At 68.3% G+C, this 21,546-nt stretch carries 18 protein-coding genes; 12 read left to right on the plus strand and 6 right to left on the minus strand.

Annotated features, from left to right (window positions below):
* Nucleotides 1–7 precede the first annotated feature (7 nt).
* On the minus strand, nucleotides 8–1,339 hold the full coding sequence (locus ACFOW8_RS14105) for a DUF445 domain-containing protein (protein ID WP_378551041.1): 1,332 nt from the start codon (nucleotides 1,337–1,339) through the stop codon (nucleotides 8–10).
* Between the two features lie 196 nt (nucleotides 1,340–1,535).
* On the opposite strand from ACFOW8_RS14105, the gene ACFOW8_RS14110 reads away from it, so the two are divergent.
* Nucleotides 1,536–2,222, plus strand: coding sequence for a TetR/AcrR family transcriptional regulator (locus ACFOW8_RS14110; protein WP_378551042.1), 687 nt, complete (start codon nucleotides 1,536–1,538; stop codon nucleotides 2,220–2,222).
* 88 nt (nucleotides 2,223–2,310) lie between these two features.
* On the opposite strand, the gene ACFOW8_RS14115 is transcribed toward ACFOW8_RS14110, so the two are convergent.
* The gene (locus ACFOW8_RS14115) at nucleotides 2,311–2,541 is read right to left on the minus strand and encodes a hypothetical protein (RefSeq protein WP_378551043.1); all 231 of its coding nucleotides are present in this window, start codon (nucleotides 2,539–2,541) and stop codon (nucleotides 2,311–2,313) included.
* Between ACFOW8_RS14115 and ACFOW8_RS14120 the strand changes: the two genes are divergently transcribed.
* The 7 genes from ACFOW8_RS14120 to ACFOW8_RS14150 all read left to right on the plus strand — a co-directional run bounded on the left by ACFOW8_RS14120 (nucleotide 2,513) and on the right by ACFOW8_RS14150 (nucleotide 9,420).
* Nucleotides 2,513–3,784: an ABC1 kinase family protein gene (locus ACFOW8_RS14120; protein WP_378551044.1), complete on the plus strand. Its 1,272-nt coding sequence runs from the start codon at nucleotides 2,513–2,515 to the stop codon at nucleotides 3,782–3,784. The two genes, ACFOW8_RS14115 and ACFOW8_RS14120, sit on opposite strands and share 29 nt — an antisense overlap.
* Nucleotides 3,785–3,798: 14 nt before the next feature.
* Nucleotides 3,799–5,043 (plus strand): saccharopine dehydrogenase family protein, encoded by a 1,245-nt coding sequence (locus ACFOW8_RS14125; RefSeq protein ID WP_378551045.1) that lies wholly within the window; start codon nucleotides 3,799–3,801, stop codon nucleotides 5,041–5,043.
* A complete protein-coding gene (locus ACFOW8_RS14130) occupies nucleotides 5,040–5,672 on the plus strand; it encodes a class I SAM-dependent methyltransferase (RefSeq protein WP_378551046.1) in 633 nt (210 codons plus the stop codon). The genes ACFOW8_RS14125 and ACFOW8_RS14130 overlap by 4 nt, the downstream gene beginning before the upstream one ends.
* A gap of 36 nt (nucleotides 5,673–5,708) precedes the next feature.
* Nucleotides 5,709–7,166: an alanine/glycine:cation symporter family protein gene (locus ACFOW8_RS14135; RefSeq protein ID WP_378551047.1), complete on the plus strand. Its 1,458-nt coding sequence runs from the start codon at nucleotides 5,709–5,711 to the stop codon at nucleotides 7,164–7,166.
* 15 nt (nucleotides 7,167–7,181) lie between these two features.
* The gene (locus ACFOW8_RS14140) at nucleotides 7,182–8,027 is read left to right on the plus strand and encodes a polyphosphate kinase 2 family protein (RefSeq protein WP_378551048.1); all 846 of its coding nucleotides are present in this window, start codon (nucleotides 7,182–7,184) and stop codon (nucleotides 8,025–8,027) included.
* 83 nt (nucleotides 8,028–8,110) lie between these two features.
* A complete protein-coding gene (locus tag ACFOW8_RS14145) occupies nucleotides 8,111–8,857 on the plus strand; it encodes a DsbA family protein (protein ID WP_378551049.1) in 747 nt (248 codons plus the stop codon).
* Nucleotides 8,854–9,420 (plus strand): vitamin K epoxide reductase family protein, encoded by a 567-nt coding sequence (locus ACFOW8_RS14150; protein ID WP_378551050.1) that lies wholly within the window; start codon nucleotides 8,854–8,856, stop codon nucleotides 9,418–9,420. The genes ACFOW8_RS14145 and ACFOW8_RS14150 overlap by 4 nt, the downstream gene beginning before the upstream one ends.
* Here ACFOW8_RS14150 and ACFOW8_RS14155 read toward each other — a convergent pair.
* Entirely contained in the window at nucleotides 9,417–10,505 is a 1,089-nt protein-coding gene (locus ACFOW8_RS14155) for a S1C family serine protease (protein ID WP_378551051.1), read from the minus strand. The genes ACFOW8_RS14150 and ACFOW8_RS14155 overlap by 4 nt on opposite strands.
* Before the next feature lie 114 nt (nucleotides 10,506–10,619).
* Between ACFOW8_RS14155 and ACFOW8_RS14160 the strand changes: the two genes are divergently transcribed.
* The 3 genes from ACFOW8_RS14160 to ACFOW8_RS14170 all read left to right on the plus strand — a co-directional run bounded on the left by ACFOW8_RS14160 (nucleotide 10,620) and on the right by ACFOW8_RS14170 (nucleotide 13,379).
* Complete coding sequence (locus ACFOW8_RS14160; protein WP_378551052.1) at nucleotides 10,620–11,672, plus strand: NAD(P)-dependent alcohol dehydrogenase; 1,053 nt, start codon at nucleotides 10,620–10,622, stop codon at nucleotides 11,670–11,672.
* 229 nt (nucleotides 11,673–11,901) lie between these two features.
* On the plus strand, nucleotides 11,902–13,092 hold the full coding sequence (locus ACFOW8_RS14165) for an AI-2E family transporter (protein ID WP_378551053.1): 1,191 nt from the start codon (nucleotides 11,902–11,904) through the stop codon (nucleotides 13,090–13,092).
* Nucleotides 13,093–13,142: 50 nt separating this feature from the next.
* Nucleotides 13,143–13,379 (plus strand): type II toxin-antitoxin system Phd/YefM family antitoxin, encoded by a 237-nt coding sequence (locus ACFOW8_RS14170; protein ID WP_378551054.1) that lies wholly within the window; start codon nucleotides 13,143–13,145, stop codon nucleotides 13,377–13,379.
* A 167-nt stretch (nucleotides 13,380–13,546) separates the two neighbouring features.
* On the opposite strand, the gene metE is transcribed toward ACFOW8_RS14170, so the two are convergent.
* The 3 genes from metE to aceA form a co-directional block, all read right to left on the minus strand.
* A complete protein-coding gene (metE, locus tag ACFOW8_RS14175; RefSeq protein ID WP_378551055.1) occupies nucleotides 13,547–15,871 on the minus strand; it encodes a 5-methyltetrahydropteroyltriglutamate--homocysteine S-methyltransferase in 2,325 nt (774 codons plus the stop codon).
* Nucleotides 15,872–16,098: 227 nt separating this feature from the next.
* Complete coding sequence (locus ACFOW8_RS14180) at nucleotides 16,099–16,968, minus strand: 3-hydroxybutyryl-CoA dehydrogenase (protein ID WP_378551056.1); 870 nt, start codon at nucleotides 16,966–16,968, stop codon at nucleotides 16,099–16,101.
* A gap of 395 nt (nucleotides 16,969–17,363) precedes the next feature.
* Nucleotides 17,364–18,653, minus strand: coding sequence for an isocitrate lyase (aceA, locus tag ACFOW8_RS14185; protein ID WP_378551057.1), 1,290 nt, complete (start codon nucleotides 18,651–18,653; stop codon nucleotides 17,364–17,366).
* Between the two features lie 558 nt (nucleotides 18,654–19,211).
* Here aceA and ACFOW8_RS14190 point away from each other — a divergent pair.
* Nucleotides 19,212–21,506: an esterase-like activity of phytase family protein gene (locus tag ACFOW8_RS14190; RefSeq protein WP_378551058.1), complete on the plus strand. Its 2,295-nt coding sequence runs from the start codon at nucleotides 19,212–19,214 to the stop codon at nucleotides 21,504–21,506.
* The last annotated feature ends 40 nt before the right edge of the window (nucleotides 21,507–21,546 follow it).

Here is a 21,546-nt window from a genome sequence, read left to right on the forward strand (position 1 = left end):
TCGCGGCTCAGTGGAACAGCAACTCCGAGATCGTGTAGATGGCAAGTCCCGCCAGCGCGCCGACGACCGTGCCGTTGATCCTGATGAACTGCAGATCCCGGCCGACCTGCAGTTCGATCTTCTTACTCGCCTCGTCGGCATCCCACCGCGCGACCGTGTCGGTCACCAGGGTGGTGATCTCCGCCGAGTAGTTACCGACCAGATAGCGGGCGCCGCGATCGATCCAGCCGTCCACCTTGCCCCGCATCTGCGGGTCGTCACGCAAGCGCTCGCCGAGCTGCTGCACATTCTCGGCCACCTTGCGGCGCAACGTGGAATCGGGGTCCTGCGCCGATTCCAGGATCAGCCGCTTGGCCGCGCGCCAGGTGGCCTCGGCCATCCCCGTGATCTGCTCGCGGCCCATGATCTCGGCCTTCACCTTCTCGGCCTTGGCGATCATCGCGTCGTCGTGCTGCAGATCGTCGGCGAAGTCCTGCAGGAAGCGGTCGGCGGCCTGGCGCAGCTCGTGCTCGGGATTCGAGCGCACCTTCCAGGTGAACTCGACCAGTTCCCGGTAGATCCGCTCCGAAAGCAGCGTGTTGACGAACTTCGGCGCCCACTGCGGTGCGTCCCGCAACACGATGCGGTCGATCGTCTCCTGCGAACCGAGCGCCCACTGGTGCGCGCGCTCGGCGAGCAGGTCGATCAGCGGCAGCTGCCGGTTGTCGGCGATCAGCTCGGAGAGCACCCGCCCGATCGGCGGACCCCACAGGGGTTCGGCGATCCGCTTGACGATGGTGTTGTCGATGATCTGCTCGACGTCCTCGTCGCGCAGCACCCCGACCACCGCGGTCAGGATGGTCGAGCTCTCCTGCGCCACCCGCGCCGCGTGCCCGGGATCAGCCATCCACCGGCCCACCCGCAGCGAAATCTGCGCCGACTCCAGCCGCGCCGACACCACATCGGGCGCCAGGAAGTTGGTGCCGACGAAGGCGCCGAGGCTCGACCCGAGCTGATCCTTCTTCTTGCGGATGATCGCGGTGTGCGGGATGGGCAGGCCGAGTGGATGCTTGAACAGCGCGGTGACCGCGAACCAGTCGGCCAGCGCGCCGACCATGCCTGCCTCGGAGGCGGCCCGCACGTAGCCGACCCATTCGCCCCCAGCGCCGCGCGATTCCAGCCAGCGGCACAGCAGGTACACCACGCTCGCCACCACCAGGAATCCGGTGGCCAGCGCTTTCATCTTGAAGAGGTCACGTCTTTTGCCCGCTTCGTCGGTCAGCACCGCGAAGCCAGCCGGCTGAGTAGCGGGCTCGGTGCGCGGCGTGAGAACCGCCGTGTTGCCGGGAGATTTCTCCATAGCCCCCATTCTGCTGTGCAAGCCACGACCGCGCCGCCGCGAGTGTGGTAAATGCCGCAACGTGCGCCAAACGAGCGTCACCCCACATCCACGCGCCTAAGCTGTACGAAGAAGACGCCACATCGATGCCAAGGGGGCTGTCCTGTCCACCGAAGACCTTGTCGAGATCGGCGAGCAGACCGGACGTGCCGCCACCGTGCGCGGCGGCGGTCCTGTCGACGGCCGCAAGCGGCGGTGGCGGCAGCACAAGATCGACCGGCGCGAAGAGCTGGTCGACGGCACGCTCAATGCCATCCGCAGCCGCGGCAGCCAAGCGGGCATGGACGAGATCGCCGCCGAGATCGGCGTGTCCAAGACCGTCCTCTACCGCTACTTCGCCGACAAGAACGACCTGGTGCACGCCACCATGCAGCGGTTCATCGAGACCACGCTGCTGCCGCGCGTGTACGGCGCGATCAACCTCGACGCCGACGAATACCAGCTGGTGCGCGCCGCCATGACCGAGTACGTCGGGACCGTCGACGACGATCCCGAGGTCTACCGGTTCATCATGAGCAACGCCGCGGGCGACAAGTCCTCGCTCGCCGAGTTCGAGCGTCTCTTCGCCGAGGTGGTCGCGGCCGTACTGGTCGACCGCGCCGGGTCGAAGGGGGTGCGCACCGACGGTGCGATGCTCTGGTCGTACGTGCTGGTCGGCGGCATCCAGCTGGCCACGCACTGGTGGACCAACACCGACAAGGCGATGCCACGTCAGGACGTGATCGACTACCTGACGATGATGGCCTGGTCGGCGATCGAGGGCGTCGCCAAGGCAGGCGGCTCGCCCGAATACTTCAGCGCGCAGCCGCATCCCCTGCCGGAGATCCCCGACATCCCCTCCTGACCTGCTAATTCGCCGCTACGAGTGGAGCCGATCTCGACATTACCGCCCGGTTGGCTACGCTGAACCGAGTGTGGCGCTGTGGCTCGCGTCACCGGGGACGGCTGTGTGCCGTCACGCGCGTCGGCACCAACGGAGGTACCTCGATGGCGAAGAACGTGCCGACTTCCCGGCTTGCCCGTGGGACGAAACTGGGGGCGGTCGCGGCGAGTTCGGTCATCCGGTCGAAACGGACCAGACTGTCCATGCGCGGGCGGTCCGAGGCGGTGCGCGCGCGGATGGCCGAGGAGTCGATGATCCGCACCACCGAGCAGGTGGTCATGGTGCTCGGCACCATGAAGGGCGTAGCCATGAAGCTGGGCCAGATGATGTCGGTGCTCGACCTGGATCTGGTGCCGCCGGACCACCGCGAACGCTTCCAGCAGCGGCTCGCGGTTTTGCGCAATGCCGCGCCGACCGTGTCGTTCGAGACCATGCGCGGGGTGATCGAGGAGGATTTCGGCCGCCCGCTCACCGAGTTGTTCGCCGAGTTCGATCCGGAACCGATCGCCGCCGCCTCGATCGGCCAGGTGTATCGGGCCGCCCTGCCCGACGGCCGCGCCGTCGCGGTGAAGGTGCAGTACCCCGGTGTCGACGCCGCGGTGCGCGCTGATCTGAAGAACCTCACCATGTTCCGCCGGGTGCTCGCCTCGGCCATGCCGTGGATCACTCCCGCCGTGCTCGACGAGCTGAAGCTGAACATGGAGGCCGAGCTCGACTACGTGGCCGAGGCCGCGACCCAGGCCGAGATCGCCCGGCTGTACCGGGACCACCCGTTCGTCGTCGTCCCCGACTCGGTGCCCGAGCTGTCCACCACCAGGGTGCTGGTCAGCGAGTTCGTCGACGGGATGGGCTTCGAGGAGATCCGGCGGCTGCCCGCCGCCGAGCGCGATCGGGTGGGCGAGATCATCTACCGGTTCTACGTGGGATCACTGTTCACCTTCAACGAGTTCTGCGGCGATCCGCATCCGGGCAACGTGCTGCTCGCCCGCGACGGACGGGTGGCCTTCCTCGACTTCGGGCTGTTCAACCGGATGGACCCGAAGCTGGTGCATTTCGAGATCCTGTGCCTGCGCGCGGCCGCCGAGGAGCGGGCCGAGGACCTGCGGCAGCTGATGATCGAGCGCGGCGTGATCGACTCGCCGGAGGAGATCGGCGCCGAGGAGTGTCTGGAATACGTGCTCTCGGCCTCGGAGTGGTGTCTGGTCGACGAGGAACTGACCATCACCCCGGAACTGGCCAGCGGCGCATTCCTGCTCGCTGTCGACCCGAGGGCCAGCGAGTTCACCGGGATGAAGCAGCAGAATCTGCCGCCGGAACACCTGTTCTCCCGCCGCGCCGATTTCCTCACCTTCGGCATGCTCGGCCAGCTCGACTGCACCGCCAACTGGCATCTGATCGCCAGGGAATGGCTCTACGACGAGCCCCCGGTCACCGAACTCGGGCTGGCCCACCGTGATTGGCTGTCCACCCACCCGCCGAAACCACCGAAGAAGACGCGTGCCCGCAAGGCGAGCACTCGATGAAAGGCGTTCGAAAAATGCCGCAGCAGCGTGAATTCGACCTGATCCTGTTCGGCGCGACCGGGTTCGTCGGCAAGCTCACCGCCGAGTACCTGTGCACCGCCGCGCCCGCCGGGGCCAAGATCGCACTGGCCGGGCGGTCGGCCGACAAACTGGCCGCGGTCCGCGCCGGGCTCGGGCCTGCGGCCGCGGACTGGGGGCTGGTTGTGGCCGATTCGTCGGATCCGGCGTCGCTGGCCGCGATGGCCGAGCGCACCACCGTGGTGGTCACCACGGTCGGCCCGTACCTGCGCTACGGCCTGCCGCTGGTCGGCGCGTGCGCCGCGGCGGGCACCCACTACGCCGACCTCACCGGCGAACCACTGTTCATCCACGACGCGATCGAGCGGCACGAGCAGACTGCCATCGACTCCGGTGCCAAGATCGTGAATTCCTGTGGCTACGACTCGATTCCGTCGGACCTGAGCGTCTACGAGCTCTACCGGGCCAGCGTCGCCGACAACACCGGCGAGCTGGAGGACACCACCCTGGTGGCCTACTTCAAGGGCGGAATGAGCGGTGGCACCATCGATTCCGGCCGCGCCATGATGGAAGACGTCGCCGCCGACTCCTCGCGCGGCCGCATCCTGGCGCACCCGTACTCGCTGAGCCCGGACCGCTCCATGGACCCCGATGTCGGCCGCCAGTCCGATCAGGCGCTCGCCCGCGCCGACAGCATCGATCCCAGCCTGCACGGCTGGGTGACCACCTTCATCATGGCCTCGCACAACACCAAGGTCGTGCGCCGCACCAACGGTCTGCTCGGCTGGGTCTACGGTAAGCAGTTCCGCTACCGCGAGGTGATGAACGCCGGTAATTCGCCCGCGGCGCCGCTGGTCGCGGCGGGGATCGCCGGCGGCATCGTCGCCGGGATGGCCTCGGGCGCGGTGCTGTCGCGGGTCGCGCTCGGCCGCAAGCTGCTCGACCGGGTACTGCCGAAGCCGGGTACCGGGCCGAGCGAACAGTCCCGCCGCAGCGGCTGGTTCACCATGAAGACCTTCGCGCGCACCAGTTCCGGCGCGAAGTACCAGGCCACGTTCGCCGGCACCGGCGATCCCGGCTACCAGGCCACCGCCGTGCTGCTCGGGCAGAGCGGGCTGTGCCTGGCCTTCGACGAGCTCCCGGAGCGGGCGGGCGTGCTCACTCCGGCCTCGGCCATGGGCGAGGCGCTCACCGCGCGGCTGCGCGAGGCGGGCATGACGATCGAGGTCACCCGGCAGTGAATCTCGCACGGTTCGCGATGAACGTGCCCGCGGTCGCCGCGGTGTACGAGCACGCGTGGCGGCCCGCCCTGTTCTATCTCGCGAGCGGTCGCACCACGGGCAGCGACCGCCGCGACGCCGTCGAAACCCTGCGGCTGCACGGCGGCCAGCAGGTGCTCGACCTGGCCTGCGGCCCAGGCAATTTCACCAGATACCTCAGCGGTTTCCTCGGCGACGACGGCTTCGTGACCGGCCTCGACTACTCCGAACCCATGCTGGCCAGGGCCGTCGCCGACAACGCGGGTCCACGGGTCGGCTATGTCCGTGGCGATGCGCGCACGCTGCCGTTCGCCGACGGAACCTTCGACGCGGTCTGCTGTTTCGGCGCGCTGTACCTGATCCCCGACCCGATCGCGGCCACCCGCGAGATGATCCGGGTGCTCGCGCCGGGCGGCCGGATCGCCATCACCACCAGCTACCGCGAGGACAATCTGTTCGGAAAGGCGAGCACCGCGGCCGCCGGGCTGAGCGGGCTGCGCCTGTTCGATCGCGACACCTTCCCGACCCTGTTCGCTGAGGCCGGGCTGGTCGAGATCGACCAGCGCGTACACCGTTTCATGCAATACGTCGACGCCACCCGCCCCACCTGAGCGATTCCGGGATAGCCCGGCGGTAGCCTTCGCCGCATGGACACGCTGAATTCCGTAGTCGTCGACATCAACGACGTGTTCTGGAGCTGGGTGCTGATCCCCCTGGTGATCTTCACCGGGCTGTACTTCACCGTGCGCAGCGGCGTCGTCCAGTTACGGATGTTGCCGGAGATGTTCCGTGCGGTCGCCGAGAAGGGCAAGCCCGCCGCGGATGGCAAGCGGTCGGTATCGGCGTTCGGCGCGTTCAGCATCTCGGCCGCGGCGCGGGTCGGCACCGGCAATATCGCTGGTGTGGCCACCGCCATCACCGTCGGTGGGCCGGGCGCGGTGTTCTGGATGTGGGCGATGGCCACCCTCGGCGCGTCCTCGGCCTTCGTCGAGTCCACCCTCGCCCAGCTCTACAAGCGCCCCGAGCGCGAGCCCGGCACCTTCCGCGGCGGGCCCGCCTACTACATGCAGCACGGCTTGCGGCGGCGCTGGCAGGGCATGACCTTCGCGGTGATCATCACCGTGACCTTCGGTTTCGTCTTCAATGCCGTGCAGTCCAACACCATCGTGGCGACCAGCAGGGCATCGCTGTCCGGCCTCGACGGTGACTGGTTCGCCCCGCTCGTCGGGCTCGGCCTGGTGACGCTGCTCGGCCTGGTGATCTTCGGCGGGGTGCGCCGGATCAGCCACATCACCGAGGTGCTCGTGCCGGTGATGGCCGGGGTGTACCTGGTGCTCGGGATCGCGGTGGTCGCGTTGAACATCGGCGATCTGCCACGGGTGGTCGCCGATATCGTCGGCGGGGCCTTCGGGATACGCGAGGTGGTCGGCGGCGGGATCGGCACCGCCATCGCCCAGGGCATCCGGCGCGGCATGTTCTCCAACGAGGCCGGACTCGGTTCGTCGCCGAACGCGGCCGCGGCCGCCGATGTCTCGCATCCGGTGAAACAGGGACTGGTGCAGTCGCTCGGCGTGTACTTCGACACCCTGCTCATCTGCTCGATCACCGCGTTCATCATCCTCACCAGCGACCCCGACCTGTCGCAGCGGCGCGGCGCCGACCTCACCCAGAGCGCGTTGCAGGCCGAACTCGGCACCTGGGCCGGTCATCTGCTCACCGCGGTGGTGTTCATGCTCGCGTTCAGCTCGATGATCGGCAATTTCTACTACGGCCGCGCCAATATCGAGTTCATCACCGGCAAACCGCAGGTGCTCACCGCGTTCCGGGTGCTGGTGCTGGTCGCGGTCTTCGGTGGCGCGCTCGGTTCGGTGGCGCTGATCTGGAACCTCGCCGATGTGTTCATGGGCGTGATGGCGCTGGTCAACCTGGCCGCGATCATCCCGCTCGGCGCGATCGCGTTCCGGCTGCTCGCCGACTTCCGCGCGCAGCGGGCGGCGGGCGCCGACCCGGTGTATGTGCACCGGGCCGAGATCGCCGACCCGGCCGGTGTCGCGTGCTGGCGGGAAACGACCGCGACGAGCTTGCCGGTGGAGCGCTCCGGCTAGTGGTAGGCATGGGGAATGGCGAAACACTGGGCCGAACCGGTTACCACCGCGTTGCGCGCCGACGGGCTGCGCGTCTCCGAGATCGATCCGAGCGCCACCCCCGGCTTCACCGGCGACAAACAGCTGGGCAAACAGCTGCTGTCCGAACGCGGCGCCGTGCTCTCCGACCTGCAGGAACGCCTGTTCGCGGACGGGCGCACCGGCGGTAAGCGCAGTGTGCTGCTGGTCTTGCAGGGCATGGACACCGCGGGCAAGGGCGGCATCGTGCGCCACGTCATCGGTTCGGTCGATCCGCAAGGGGTCGACCATGCCTCCTTCGGCGTGCCGACCGAAGAGGAGAAGCAGCACGATTTCCTCTGGCGCATCCACAAGCGGCTGCCTGCGCACGGCCAGATCGGCGTCTTCGACCGCTCGCACTACGAGGACGTGCTGGTGGTGCGGGTGCACAACCTCGTGCCGCAGGCCGAATGGGAACAGCGCTACGACCTGATCAACACCTTCGAACGCGAGGTGGCCGACGCGGGAACCACTATCGTGAAGGTCGCCATGTTCGTCTCGCTCGACGAACAGAAGCGCAGGCTGCGTGAGCGGCTGGAGCGGCCCGACAAACACTGGAAGTTCAACCCGTCCGACATCACCGAACGCGGGTACTGGCCCGAGTACCAGAAGGCGTACCAGGCGATCCTCGAGCGCACGAACACCGACTACGCGCCCTGGTACGTGGTTCCCGCCGACAGCAAATGGTACGCGCGCCTCGCTGTCACCGAGTTGCTCATCGACGCGCTGAACCGGCTCGAGCTGGACTGGCCGACCGCCGATTTCGACGTCGACGAGCAGCTGCGCAGACTCGACGAGTCCTGACCGCGAGCGTTGAAGAAAATCTCAGGTTCGGCCCGCATGATGTCCGGGGTGGGACGACGACCGACGAAAGGCATGTGACGACGGTGAGCACCGGGAAGCAGAACCCACTGGCGGCGGCCGAGGCGGCCGACAAACGGCGCAAGATCGCGATCCAGATCGGCGTCGCCGGTGTGCTGGTCGCGCTCGTCGCCGCGATCGGCATCGGTATCGCGGTGAACCGCTCCGACGACGACAGCTCGACCGCGTCGTCGGTGCAGCAGCTTCCCGCCACCGACGGCGCGGTCACCGAGAGCGGCACGGTCCGCATCGGCGATCCGGACGCCCCGGTGAAGGTGCGCGTCGTCGCCGACCTACAGTGCCCAGGCTGCAAACAGTTCGAGGCCGCCAACGGTGAAGCACTGGCCGAGGCCGCGGCCAACGGCACCGCGGTGATCGACTACCAGATCATCTCCTTCCTCGACCGCGCGTCGACCAATCAGTACTCCTCGCGCGCGGCCAACGCCTCGTTCTGCGTCGCCGACGCCGACGCGGGCAAGTACCAGACCTGGTTGCAGACCATGTTCGCCAGGCAGTCCGCCGAGGGCGGCGCCGGCCTGACCAACGAGCAGCTGGTGCAGATCGCGAACGAGGTCGGCTACACCGATCCGGCCGTAGCCACCTGCATCAACGACAAACCGTACGGCGACTACATCACCCAGGTCACCCAGGAGACGCTGAGCAGCGGCGTCGAGTCGACCCCGGCGGTGTTCATCAACGGTGAGCTGAACCAGTCCGACGCGGTCTTCACCAAGAACGGCCTGGCGTCCGTGATCGCCGACGCGGCCAAGTGATCACCGCCCCCGCCCGCTCGGCGTGGCTGCTGCTGATCGCCGGGCTGGCCGGGTGGCTGGCCTCGTTCACGCTCACCGTCGAGCGGTTCAAGCTCTTCGTCGACCCGAACTACGTCACCTCGTGCAGCATCAACTCGGTGCTGTCGTGCGGGTCGATCATGCAGACCGAGCAGGCGGCGGTGTTCGGCTTCCCGAACCCGCTGTTCGGCATCGTCGGGTTCTCGGTGGCGGTGACCCTCGGCGTGCTGTCGGTGGTCGGCGTCGGATTCCCGCGCTGGATCTGGGGCGGGCTGTGGCTCGGCACGGTGCTCGGGATGGCCGCGATCTGCTGGCTGATCTTCCAGAGCCTGTACCGGATCAATGCCCTGTGCCCGTACTGCATGGTGGTGTGGGTGTCGGTGCCGGTGCTGTTCGCGGTGACCACGCAGGAGATGTGGGGCCGCGCCCGCGGCGTCATGGGCATTCTCGCCGAATGGCGCTGGACGCTGGTCGTGGTGTTCTACGCGGTGGTGCTGCTCCTGGTCTTCCTGAAGTTCCAGGACTACTGGTTGAGCCTGGTCTAGTTCGGTGTGCCGCGGGCCAGCACCACCTCGACGACGCGGGTGCTGCCGTCGGGAGCGGTGATGTCGAGGCGGATCCGATCACCGGGACTGCGGATGTTGATGGCGGCGCTCAACGCCTTCGCGGTGGTGATCGGCGTCCCGTCGACGGCGGTGACGATATCGCCCGCGGCGATGCCCGCCGCGCGAGCGGGCTGCCCGTAGAAGGCCCAGTTCACCTGGGCGCCGGACGGATTCGCGTCGATGATCTGCACACCGAGCGTGGCCGTCGGACCGACGTGCACGGTGTCGGTCGGCACGCCGGAGCGGATCTGGGTGACGATCCGCATGGCGGTCTCGATCGGCACCGCGTACCCGGTGGGCGGGCGGTTCGCGGTCTCGGCCGTCGACCGTTGCGCCGAGGCCGCCGTGATCACCCCGACCACCGCGCCGCCGCTGTCGACCAGCGCGCCACCGGACTGTCCGCCCACCACCGGCGCGGCGATCTGCACCATCCCGCGCAGCGCCTTGCGCGACATATCGGCCGAGTTCATCGCCACGATGCTCGCGTCGAGATCGGTGATCGGCCCGATGACCGCCGTCGGCTCGCCGCCGTCACCGCCCGCGTCCCCGATGGCCAGCATCTCCTGCCGGATCCGCAGCTGCGACGACGCGCCGAGCCGCGCCGCGGGCAGCCCGGACGCACCGGCCAGCGACAACAGCGCGATATCGGCGGTGGAGTCGTAGCCGAGCACGGTGGCCTCGTAGACCAGCCCGTCCACCAGGGCGGTCACCGAGACCTCCTCGGCGCCCTTGATCACATGGTGGCTGGTGAGGATCTGCCCGTCCGCGGTGAGCACGATGCCCGACCCGGCCGCGTTCGCCCCGAACCGGGCGGCGTCGACCGCGATGTTCACCAGCGACGGCCGCACCTGCGCCGTCACCCACCCCGGATCCAGCGCCACCGGCGGCGGTGGCGCGACCACCGTGGCGATCTCCGCCGCGCCCGGCCGCCACGGCAACCCGAGCTCGCCGCGATACCCGAGGAACGCGCACACGCCGACCACCGCGACAACCAGTGTCACCAACGCCCGACCTACCGCGTGCACGCGCGTGTCCTCCCTCGCGAGCCGACACTTCCATTGTGAACCGAACGCGCGCGCACCGGCTCGGATCGGGGCGCACCGGTTGGCAAACGACGCATGCGCGGGTAGGCATGACTCATGAGCAACGCTGCCGCCTACGCCATGCCCGCCGCCGACGGGTCCTTCGAGAAGGTCACCATCGAGCGCCGCGAACTCGGCCCCGACGATGTCCTGATCGACATCAAGTACGCGGGCATCTGCCACTCCGACATCCACACCGCCCGCGACGAGTGGGGTGGTGCGAAATATCCCTGTGTGCCCGGCCACGAGATCGCCGGCATCGTCGCCGCGGTCGGTTCGGCGGTGCGCAAGTACCAGGTGGGCGACCGGGTCGGTGTCGGCTGCCTCGTCGATTCCTGCGGCACCTGCGCGCCGTGTCTGGCCGGCGACGAGCAATACTGCGCGAACGGCGCGACCTGGACCTACAACACCCCTGTCGCCGAATCGGTGCAGCCCGGCGGATACACGATGGGCGGGTACGCCACCCAGATCGTGGTGACCGAGAGCTTCGTCGTCGCCATTCCCGAGGGGATCGGCCTCGACGTGGCCGCGCCACTGCTGTGCGCCGGCATCACCCTGTATTCGCCGCTGCGGCACTGGAACGCTGGGCCGGGCAAAAAGGTCGCGATCATCGGCATGGGCGGGCTCGGGCACGTCGGGGTGAAGATCGCCGCCGCGCTCGGCGCCGAGGTGACCGTGCTGAGCCAGTCGCTGCGCAAACGCGACGACGGCCTGCGGATGGGCGCCCACCACTACTACGCCACCAGCGACAAAGACACCTTCCGGCAACTGCGCAACTCGTTCGACCTGATCATCAACACCGTCTCGGCCAACCTGCCGATCGACGACTACCTGCGGCTGCTCGCCCTCGACGGCACCCTGGTGATCCTCGGCCTGCCCGATCAGCCGATGAGCGTCCCCGGCCACCGCCTCACCTCCCTCCGCCGCTCCCTGGCGGGATCCACGATCGGCGGCATCGCCCAGACCCAGGAGATGCTGAACTTCTGCGCCGCCAACGGCATCGGCGCCGAGATCGAGGTGATCTCGGCCGACGAAATCGACTCCGCCTACGACCGGGTCGTCGCCAGCGACGTGCAATACCGCTTCGTGATCGACGCTGCGTCGATTTGAGCGCTGGCGCGCTCGAGTCGCGGCCCCCTTGGGTCCCGTCGACTTCGTCGGCGGACCCTCCTCGAGGTCGGGTCGTGCGGGGCTGAGTTGAGTGGGTGGGCTGCGGTGTTTATTGGAGCGCTGGCGCGCTCGAGTCGCTGATCCGGGGCCGAGGCCGTGTGGTGCGGGCGGGCGGTTGAAGTTCGCGCGCCGCGCGGTGGTTGTCGGTCGTTCTCGGTACCGTTACGACGTGGCTGCCGACGACGCATCGACATCGGGTCCCGCCGAGCCGGTTCCGGCCGCGGCGGATCCGTTGCCGCCGCTGTGGACCACGCGCACCCCGCCGCGCTGGCTCCCGCGCGCCTTGCTCTACGCCGTGCTGGCCGTCGCCGGCCTGATCGCGGCGTTCTGGATTCTCGCCAAGATGCAGGGGCTGCTCACCGTTCTGCTGGTGTCGCTGTTTCTCGCCTTCGCGATCGAGCCCGCGGTGAACTGGCTGGCCGCGCGCGGGGTGCGGCGCGGCGCGGGCACCGGGCTGGTGTTCAGCGTGATGCTGGTGGTGATCATCGCGTTCGTCTGGACGCTCGGCGCGCTGCTGGTGAGCCAGGTGACCATGCTGGTGCAGGACGCGCCAGGCTACGTCCAGTCGCTCGTCGACTGGATCAACACCACGTTCGACCAGAACCTGTCCGGCAACGACCTCACCAAGTACGCCTCGGAGTGGAGCTCCACGATCGAGGGCTACCTGGTCGGCCTCGCCGGAAACGTCTGGGGCATCGGCACGGTCGCGATCGGCGCGATCTTCCAGATGCTCGGCGTTCTGCTGTTCACCTTCTACTTCGCCGCCGACGGGCCGCGCTTCCGCACCTGGGTGTGTTCGCTGCTGCCACCACGACAGCAGAAGCACGTACTGCGGGCCTGGGACATCGCCGTCGAGAAGACCGGCGGCTACATCTACTCCCGCGCCCTGCTCGCCCTGTGCTCGGCCATCGCCCACTATGTGGCGCTGCGAGTGCTCGATGTGCCCTCCGCCTTCGCCCTCGCCCTGTGGGTGGGCGTGGTCTCCCAGTTCATCCCGACCGTCGGCACCTACCTGGCAGGCGCCCTCCCGGTCCTGGTCGCCCTGGTGAACGACCCGATCACCGCACTGTGGATCCTGCTGTTCATCATCGGCTACCAGCAATTCGAGAACTACGTCCTACAGCCACGCATCACCGCCACCACCCTCGACATGCACCCGGCGGTCGCATTCGGCGCGGTCATCGCAGGCGCCGCCCTACTCGGCCCCACCGGCGCGCTCCTCGCCATCCCGGTCACCGCGACAATCCAGGGCTTCGCAGGCGCCTACGTCCGCCGCTACGAGGTCGCCGAGGACACCGAGACGCCGCCGAAAAAGAAGCGCGGCGACCACAAACGCCCCACCTCCGAATCGAACGAATAGGCAACTCGAACCACAACCCGGCACCATATCGGGCATCGAAAGAGTGGCCGATGACCAGCATCTCCGCCAGCGAGGCACGCGCGAGCCTGTACCCACTGATCGAACAGGTCAACGACGATGCCGTCGCCATCCATATCACCAGCCGCAAAGGCAATGCCGTCCTGATCTCGGAGGACGAGTACAACTCGCTGCGAGAAACGTTGTACTTGATGCGCTCCCCTGCCAACGCCGCACGTCTCGCTCAGGGAATCGCACAGCTCGAAACCGGTATCCGCCGTATCCGGTGACACCGTCCTCATCGCCCGGGCGCGCTACCACTATTGACCACCGTGGTCGATGCCACCGACAGCGAACTGTCGTCGGCCGAGCCGAAGAACGCTGGGGTTCAGGGATCTTGACGTCGTAGAACGGCGAAAGGGCGCACCGCGATGCGATGCGCCCTTTCGCCGGTGAACTATTCCGCGGCGGTCGATTCCGCCGCGGCGGCCAGTGCCCTGCGCCGGACGCGACGGGCAGCGGCGACCATATTGCGCAGCGACGGCTCCAGCTGCCAGTAGTGGCGGGTCTTCAGGCCACCGTCGGGGTTGGCCCAGAGACGTTCGGGCGACACGGCTTCGGCGGCCCTGGTGAGGAGTTCGTCGAGTTCGTCGATGTCGGGGATGCGGGCGGAGCGGCTCTCGTAGACGCCGGGGCCGACGCCGTGACTGAGGCCGTGGCCGGTGGCGGCGTCCTCGGTGAGCGCCTGCATGACCCATTCGATCGAGCGGGTGGCCACGATCGCGGTGACGTCGGCATCGAGCTGTTCGATCGCGTCGACCACCTCGGTGCGGCCGGAATAGCCGATGTGGGTGTGGATCTGGGTGTCGGCGCGCACACCGGAGGTGGCCAGTTTGAAGGCACCGACCGCCCAGCGCAGGTACTCCTCGCGCCCCTGCGGACGCGGCGGCAGCAGCTCGCGGATGGCGGGCTCGTCCACCTGGATGATGGCGATGCCCGCCTTCTCCAGGTCGACCACCTCGTCGCGGATGGCCAACGCCACCTGATCGGCCGTCTCGTAGAGCGGCTGGTCCTGGCGCACGAAGGACCGCGCCAACATGGTGACCGGACCGGTCACCATGCCCTTGACCGGCCGGTCGGTGAGCGACTGCGCGTAGCTGGTCCAGTCCACCGACATCGGCGCGGGCCTGGCCACATCGCCGTAGACGATCGGCGGCCGCACGCAGCGCGAACCGTACACCTGCACCCAGCCGAAGCGGGTGGTGGCGAAGCCGTCGAGCTGCTCGGCGAAGAACTGGATCATGTCGTTGCGCTCGTGCTCGCCGTGCACGAACACATCGAGGCCGATGTCCTCCTGCAGGCGGATCGTCGCCTCGATCTCGGCCTCGACCTGCTTGCGGTAGTCCTGCTCGGACAGCCTGCCCTGGTCCACCTCGTGGCGAGCCTGGCGCAGCTTACCGCTCTGCGGGAACGAACCGAGGGTGGTGGCGGGCACCGGCGGCAGGTTGAGCCGTTCCTGCTGGGCGGCCCTGCGCTCCACGTAGGGTTCGCGTTCCCGCATGTCCGGGGTGATGGCGTAGACCCGCTGGCGCACCGCGTGCTTCTGCTTGAAGTGCACCTCGGTCGGCCGCTTGCGCCACTTCTCCGACGGGCCCTCGGTGAGCGCCTTGGCCAGCGAGACCACCTCGCCCACCTTCTGCTTGGCGAAGGCGAGCCGGTCGGCGACATTGCCGTCGATGTCGTATTCGGCGAGCACGTCGTAGGGCACGTGCAGCAGCGTGGTACCGGTGGACACCACCAGGTCGGGGCACACCTGCGCGATCGACTGCAGGTAGGTCAGCGTCACGTAGCGGTCGGCCCGCCACACGTTGGTGCCGCTGATGACACCGGCGTAGATCCGCTTGCGCTTGATGCCGGGGATCGCGGCCAGCTCCTCGGGCGCCATCCGGTAGGAGGCCAGGTCGAGCCCGATGGCCTCGACATTGCTGGCGGCCAGGATGCGCAGCGCCTCACCGAAATCGCCGTACTGGCCGGTGACCAGGATACGCGGGCGCAGCGGCGCCTTCGACAGTCGCTGGTAGGCCTTCTCGAACGCGGCCAGCTCGGCCTCGGAACGCTCACCGGTGAAGCAGGGCTCGTCGAGCTGCACGCAGGTGGAGCCACGCTTGGCGAGGATCTCGAACAGTTCCTCGTACACCGGCAGCAGCTTGTCGAGCAGGCTCAGCGTGTCGAACTCGGCCTCGCCAGGGACGTGACCGGCCTTGGACAGCAGCAGCAGCGACACCGGGCCGAGCACGACGGGCCGCAGTTCGATCCCGCGCGCGATCGCCCGGTCCCACTCGTCGAGCAGGGCTTCGGGGTGTAGCGAGAAGGTGGTGTCGGTGTCCAGTTCGGGCTGGCGGTAGTGGTAGTTGGTGCCGAACAGCCGCACCAGTTCCAGCGGCGGCACATCGGGGTTGCCGCGGGCCATCAGGAAGTAGAAGTCGAGCGGGTCCATGCCATCGCGGTACTTCTCGAACCGGGACGGGACCGCACCGAACAGCAGGGCGTTGTCGAGAATGTGGTCGTAGAAGGAGAAGGTGTTGCCGGGAACCTGGGTGAGACCGGTCGCTGCGAGCTCGCCGAACTGGCGCTCCTGGATATCGCGACCCACCGCGAGCAGTTCCTCGCGTTCGAGCGACCCGCGCCAGTAAGCCTCGAGCGCGCGCTTGAGCTCGCGGTGCGGACCGATCCTCGGGTATCCGAGAACGCTCGACCCGAATCCATCGGTGACGTTGACCATGACCGCCGATACTCCCTTTCGATCACCTGCGCGGACACCCGGCGCGAACCGGCTCACCGCGCATTGCTGCGCTCGACATAGCGCCGGGCCGCGCGAGCGCACCCGGCTTACAGCAGCTTAGGCCGCGAGCACGGCCCTTCGCCGTTCCCCCTGCAAACACCCCCGAAAAGCCCGAAGGCCACCGTCATCGCGTGCTGGGTGATGACGGTGGCCTCCTGGTAGCAAACCTATTTGCCGTACTGGTAGAAACCGGCGCCGGTCTTCTTACCGAGCAGACCAGCCTCGACCATGCGCATCAGCAGCGGCGGCGCCGAGTACAGCGGTTCCTTGAACTCCGCGTACATCGAATCCGCGATCGACTTGACGGTGTCGAGGCCGACCAGGTCGGTCAGCGCCAGCGGGCCCATCGGGTGGGCACAGCCGAGCACCATGGCCTTGTCGACGTCTTCCTTGGTGGCGAAGCCGGACTCGACCATCCTGATAGCCGAGAGCAGGTACGGCACCAGCAGCGCGTTGACGACGAAGCCGGAGCGGTCGGCCGAGCGAACGACCTGCTTGCCGAGCACGTCGGCGGCGAACAGCTCGGCGCGCTGGGCGACGGCCTCGCTGGTCTTGAGCGTGGTGACCAGCTCCACCAGCGGCAGCACCGGAACCGGGTTGAAGAAGTGCAGGCCGACCACGCGCTCGGGGTTGGCGGTGGCGACCGCGATCTTCATGATCGGGATGGAGGAGGTGTTGGAGGCCAGCACGGCGTCGGGGTCGGTGACGACCTTGTCCAGCTCGCTGAAAATGGCGGTCTTGACTTCTTCGTTCTCGACAACGGCCTCGACGACCAGCTGACGATCGGCGAAATCACTGAGGTCGGAGGTGAAGCGCAGCCGCCAGGCCGCCTGCTCGCGCTCGCGCTCGGTGATCTTGCCGCTGCTCACGCCACGATCCAGCGAGCGCAGGATCCGCGCACGACCGGCGGCGGCGAGTTCACGGGTGGTCTCGTAGACGAGGACGTCGACGTGCGCGCGTGCGCACACTTCCGCGATGCCCGCGCCCATCTGTCCGGCGCCGATGATGCCGACGCGCTGAATCTTCTCGCTGCTCACGTCCCGCTCCTGTAATTTTGGCGGCTGGCGCCGCGGGTTTTCGGCCCTAAGCCCCGGCTCTTCCCTCCCTACGGGCACTCCTTCGTCGCGCCCTCCGGTCAGTCCAGAGCCGGGGACGGGCCGAAAACCATGGGGGTCTGCGACCCGAAGTACCCAAAGTATAGGGATGCCCTCCCCTGTCGGGGCTGATCGACAGGGGAGGGCGTACACCCCTACCGGAGTAGAGGAAATGCGGTGCTACTCAAGACGACCCGGCGCGGGCGACCTCGAGGAGCCCCGTTCGCCGCCGGGTCGCCGCCGAGCGCTCGAAGCGCAGGTGCCGAAGGCACGAGTCCCGAGCGCTCGGCGGCGGCCCTTCGGGGCGGCGAACACGCCGCGCCCGCGCGGCCGATGACTCAGTGGAACTGGCCCTCTTCGGTGGAGCCCTTCAGGGCAGCCGTCGAGGTGTTCGGGTCCACGGTGGTGGCGATGGTGTCGAAGTAGCCGGCACCGACCTCACGCTGGTGCTTGATGGCGGTGAAGCCACGCTCGGCGGCGGCCTTGAACTCGCGCTCCTGCAGGTCGACGAACGAGGTCATGCCCTCGCGGGCGTAGCCGTACGCCAGGTCGAACATGCCGTAGTTGAGCGAGTGGAAGCCGGCCAGGGTGATGAACTGGAACTTGAAGCCCATCGCGCCGAGCTCACGCTGGAACTTCGCGATGGTCGCGTCGTCCAGGTGCGCCTTCCAGTTGAAGGACGGCGAGCAGTTGTAGGCCAGCAGCTGGTCCGGGAACTCGCTGCGGACGGCCTCGGCGAACTTGCGCGCGACCTCGAGGTCCGGCACGCCGGTCTCCATCCAGATGAGGTCGGCGTAGGGGGCGTAGGCCTTGGCACGCGCGATGCAGGGCTCGATGCCGTTCTTCACACCGAAGAAGCCCTCGGCGGTGCGGGTGCCGTCCAGGAACTCACGGTCGCGCTCGTCCACGTCGGTGGTGAGCAGGGTGGCGGCCTCGGCGTCGGTGCGGGCGATGATCACCGAAGGCACGTCGGCGACGTCGGCGGCCAGACGCGCGGAGGTCAGGGTGCGGATGTGCTGCTGGGTGGGGATCAGCACCTTGCCACCGAGGTGGCCGCACTTCTTCTCCGACGCCAGCTGGTCCTCCCAGTGGACACCGGCGGCACCGGCGGCGATCATCGCCTTCTGCAGCTCGTAGGCGTTCAGCGCGCCACCGAAGCCGGCCTCGGCGTCGGCCACGATCGGGGCCAGCCAGTTCTTGACGGACTCGTCGCCCTCGACCTTGGAGATCTCGTCGGCGCGCAGCAGCGCGTTGTTGATGCGGCGAACGACCTGCGGCACCGAGTTGGCCGGGTACAGCGACTGGTCGGGGTAGGTGTGGCCGGACAGGTTCGCGTCACCGGCGACCTGCCAACCCGACAGGTAGATGGCCTTCAGGCCGGCGCGGACCTGCTGCACGGCCTGGTTGCCGGTGAGGGCGCCGAGGGAGTTGATGTAGTCCTCGTTGTTCACGAGGTCCCACAGGATCTCCGCGCCACGGCGGGCGAGGGTGTGCTCCTCGACAACGTTGCCCTGCAGGGCGACGACCTGCTCGGCGGTGTAGTTGCGGGTGATGCCCTTCCAGCGCGGGTTGGTGTCCCAATCCTGCTGGATCTCCGCAGCGGTCTTCGGGGTGCCGACAGTCGACATCTCTGACTCCACTTCCTCGGTGTGGTCGGTGCCCTGCGGTCCGGGCCGTGAATGAACCGGTGGCTGAGAGCCTTCGGTTGCGCGACTCGTACTGCTCGAGCGATTTGCAGGCTTGCTAGGACTAGCCAATGCCTGAGGGGTGTACTTCCACACGATGGCACACCAGGAAATAGCCGTCTACCTGTTGCTTATGTGAATCTCAGCTAGGTTTGCCGTCGCGATTGCTAACTTTGCGAAATTTGCGGGTTGATTGCAAGCATCGACCGTACCGACTGGTAGCGCTGACCAGGAGTTTTAGCATAACGCCCGTACTGTTAGCGATCATCGGCGGTCCCCCATCGGACACACCCATACCGTGCACCCTGTGAGTCGTTTCACACCGCACGCCGCGCCGTGTCGGTGTGCGTGTCATCACCAACCGCCCTGACCCGCACGGCACCGGCTCGCCGCGCGCGATTCACGCCGCCGCCACTCCCGGTTCACGCGGGTGCGCAACTGTCGCCGGGATTCTCGCCCCGGTGAGAGCAGCGTTCGAGGAAGGCACACCAGTTGCACAAGATGAGGAAGGCACGGCTACTCGCCGTCGCCGCGACCCTGACCGTCGCCGTCGCCGCCTGCGGCTCCGATGACACCGACACCGCGGCACTGCCCGCCGCCGAAGGCTGGGCATCGGACGCGGCGACCAGCTACCACCGACTGGCCACCTACCCCGTGTTCCAGAACGTGCCGAGCGGCGTCGCGGCCGAGGACGAGACCGTCGCCGAGATCTCCGCGGTCACCGAGGACGGCAAGACGCTGATCTACACCGACGCCGCGGGCAAGCGGATCGGCTTCCTCGACCTCACCGACCCGGCCGCGCCGAAGGGCGCGGGCTCGGTCTCGCTCGAACAGCTCGGCAACGCCGACGACCAGCCCACCTCGGTCGCCGTCGTCGGCGACTACGTGCTCGTCGTGATCGACAGCAGCGGCGGCAAGTTCGACGCGCCGTCGGGCCGGGTCGACGTGATCAAGATCAGCGACCGCAGCAAGGTGCACAGCATCGACCTCGGCGGCCAGCCGGACTCGATCGCGATCAGCGCCGACGGCAAGTTCGCCGCTATCGCGATGGAGAACCAGCGCGACGAGAGCTTCACCCCGGAAGGCGCCGAGGAAGGCGATCTGCCCCAGCCGCCCACCGGGTTCGTGCAGATCCTGACCATCGGCGACGCCCCGCAACAGTGGTCGGCCCGCCAGGTGCGCATCGACGAAGCCGCCGCCGCGGCCGCCGGTATCGCCGCGCCGCAGGACCTGGAGCCCGAGTACGTGAGCTTCAACGGCCGCGGCGAACTCGCGGTCACCATGCAGGAGAACAACGGGATCGCGATCATCGACGCCGCCTCGGCCACGGTGCGCTCGCTGTTCACCGCGGGCACGGCCTCGGTCGACGGCATCGACACCGACAAAGACGGCACCATCGACCAGACCGGCGAGATCACCGACGTCCCCCGCGAGCCGGATTCGATCGGCTGGATCGGCGACGACCACGTCGTGACCGCCAACGAGGGCGACTGGAAGGGCGGCAGCCGCGGCTGGACGATCTTCGACGCGAAGTCCGGCGCTGTGGTGTTCGACGCGGGCAACACCTTCGAGCAGCTGGCCGTGCGCACCGGCCTGCACATCGAAGACCGCGCAGGCAAGAAGGGCGCCGAGCCCGAGGGGCTGGCGGTGACCGAGCTCGACGGCAAGCCGATGGTCCTGGTCGGCTCCGAGCGCAGCAATTTCGTCGCCGTGTACGACGTGTCCGATCCGAAGTCGCCGAAGTTCCGGCAGATCCTGCCGACCACGATCGGCCCGGAGGGCATCCTCCCGATCCCGTCCCGCAACCTGCTCGCGGTGTCATCCGAGGCCGACGACGCCGAGATCGGGATGCGGGCCACCGTGACGCTCTACGGCTACGGCACCGAGTTCGCCGATGCCGAGCAGCCCGGCTTCCCGTCCATCGCCTCCGCCGACGCCGACGGCGCGCCGATCGGCTGGGGTGCGCTCGGCGCGCTCAGCGCCGACCCGAAGGCCGCGGACCGGCTCTACACCGCCACCGATATCGCCTTCGGCCCCGCGCGGATCCTCGGCGTCGACGCCTCGACCCACCCCGCGGTGATCGACACCGAGATCCCGGTCACCGAGAACGGCAAGCCGGTCGAGCTCGACATCGAAGGTCTCAGCGCCCGCGCCGACGGCGGCTTCTACCTCGCGGTGGAAGGCAAGGAGGGGCCGGGCAACGAGCTGATCCAGGTCTCGGCCGACGGCGCGATCGACAAGCGCGTCGCCCTGCCCGCCGAGATCGCCGCCGGCCTCGGCAAGCAGGGGCTCGAGGGTGTCGCGGTCCAGGGCTCGGGAGATTCCGAGGCGGTGTGGGTGGTGCTGCAACGCGAGGTGAAGGGCGATCCCGACGGGGTGGCCCGCATCGGCAAGTACCTGCCCGCGTCCGGCGAATGGCAGTGGTACGGCTACCAGCTCGAGCGCACCACCACCGAGGGCGACTGGATCGGCCTGTCCGAGATCGTCGTCGACGGTGACTCGCTGCTGATCGTCGAACGCGACAAGCTCAGCGGTCCCGCCGCCACGGTGAAGGCCGTCTACCGCGTCCGGATCCCCGGCGAGGCAGGCGTGCGCGGCACCGCCGCACCGACCGTGCTCGACAAGCAGCTCGCGCTCGACCTGATCCCGGAGCTGGCCGCGGGCAACGGCTGGGTGCAGGAGAAGGTCGAGGGCATGGCGATCGCGGGCGGCAAGCTCTACGTCGTCACCGACAACGACGGGGTCGAGGACAACACCGGCGAGACGGTGCTGCTGCGGCTGGCCGTTCCCGAGTAGTCGGGTGTGTGACGGGCGCGCCGCTGACCTGCGCGCCCGT

The organism is Nocardia rhizosphaerae (assembly GCF_042650365.1).
GTDB classification, from domain to species: Bacteria; Actinomycetota; Actinomycetes; order Mycobacteriales; family Mycobacteriaceae; genus Nocardia; species Nocardia rhizosphaerae.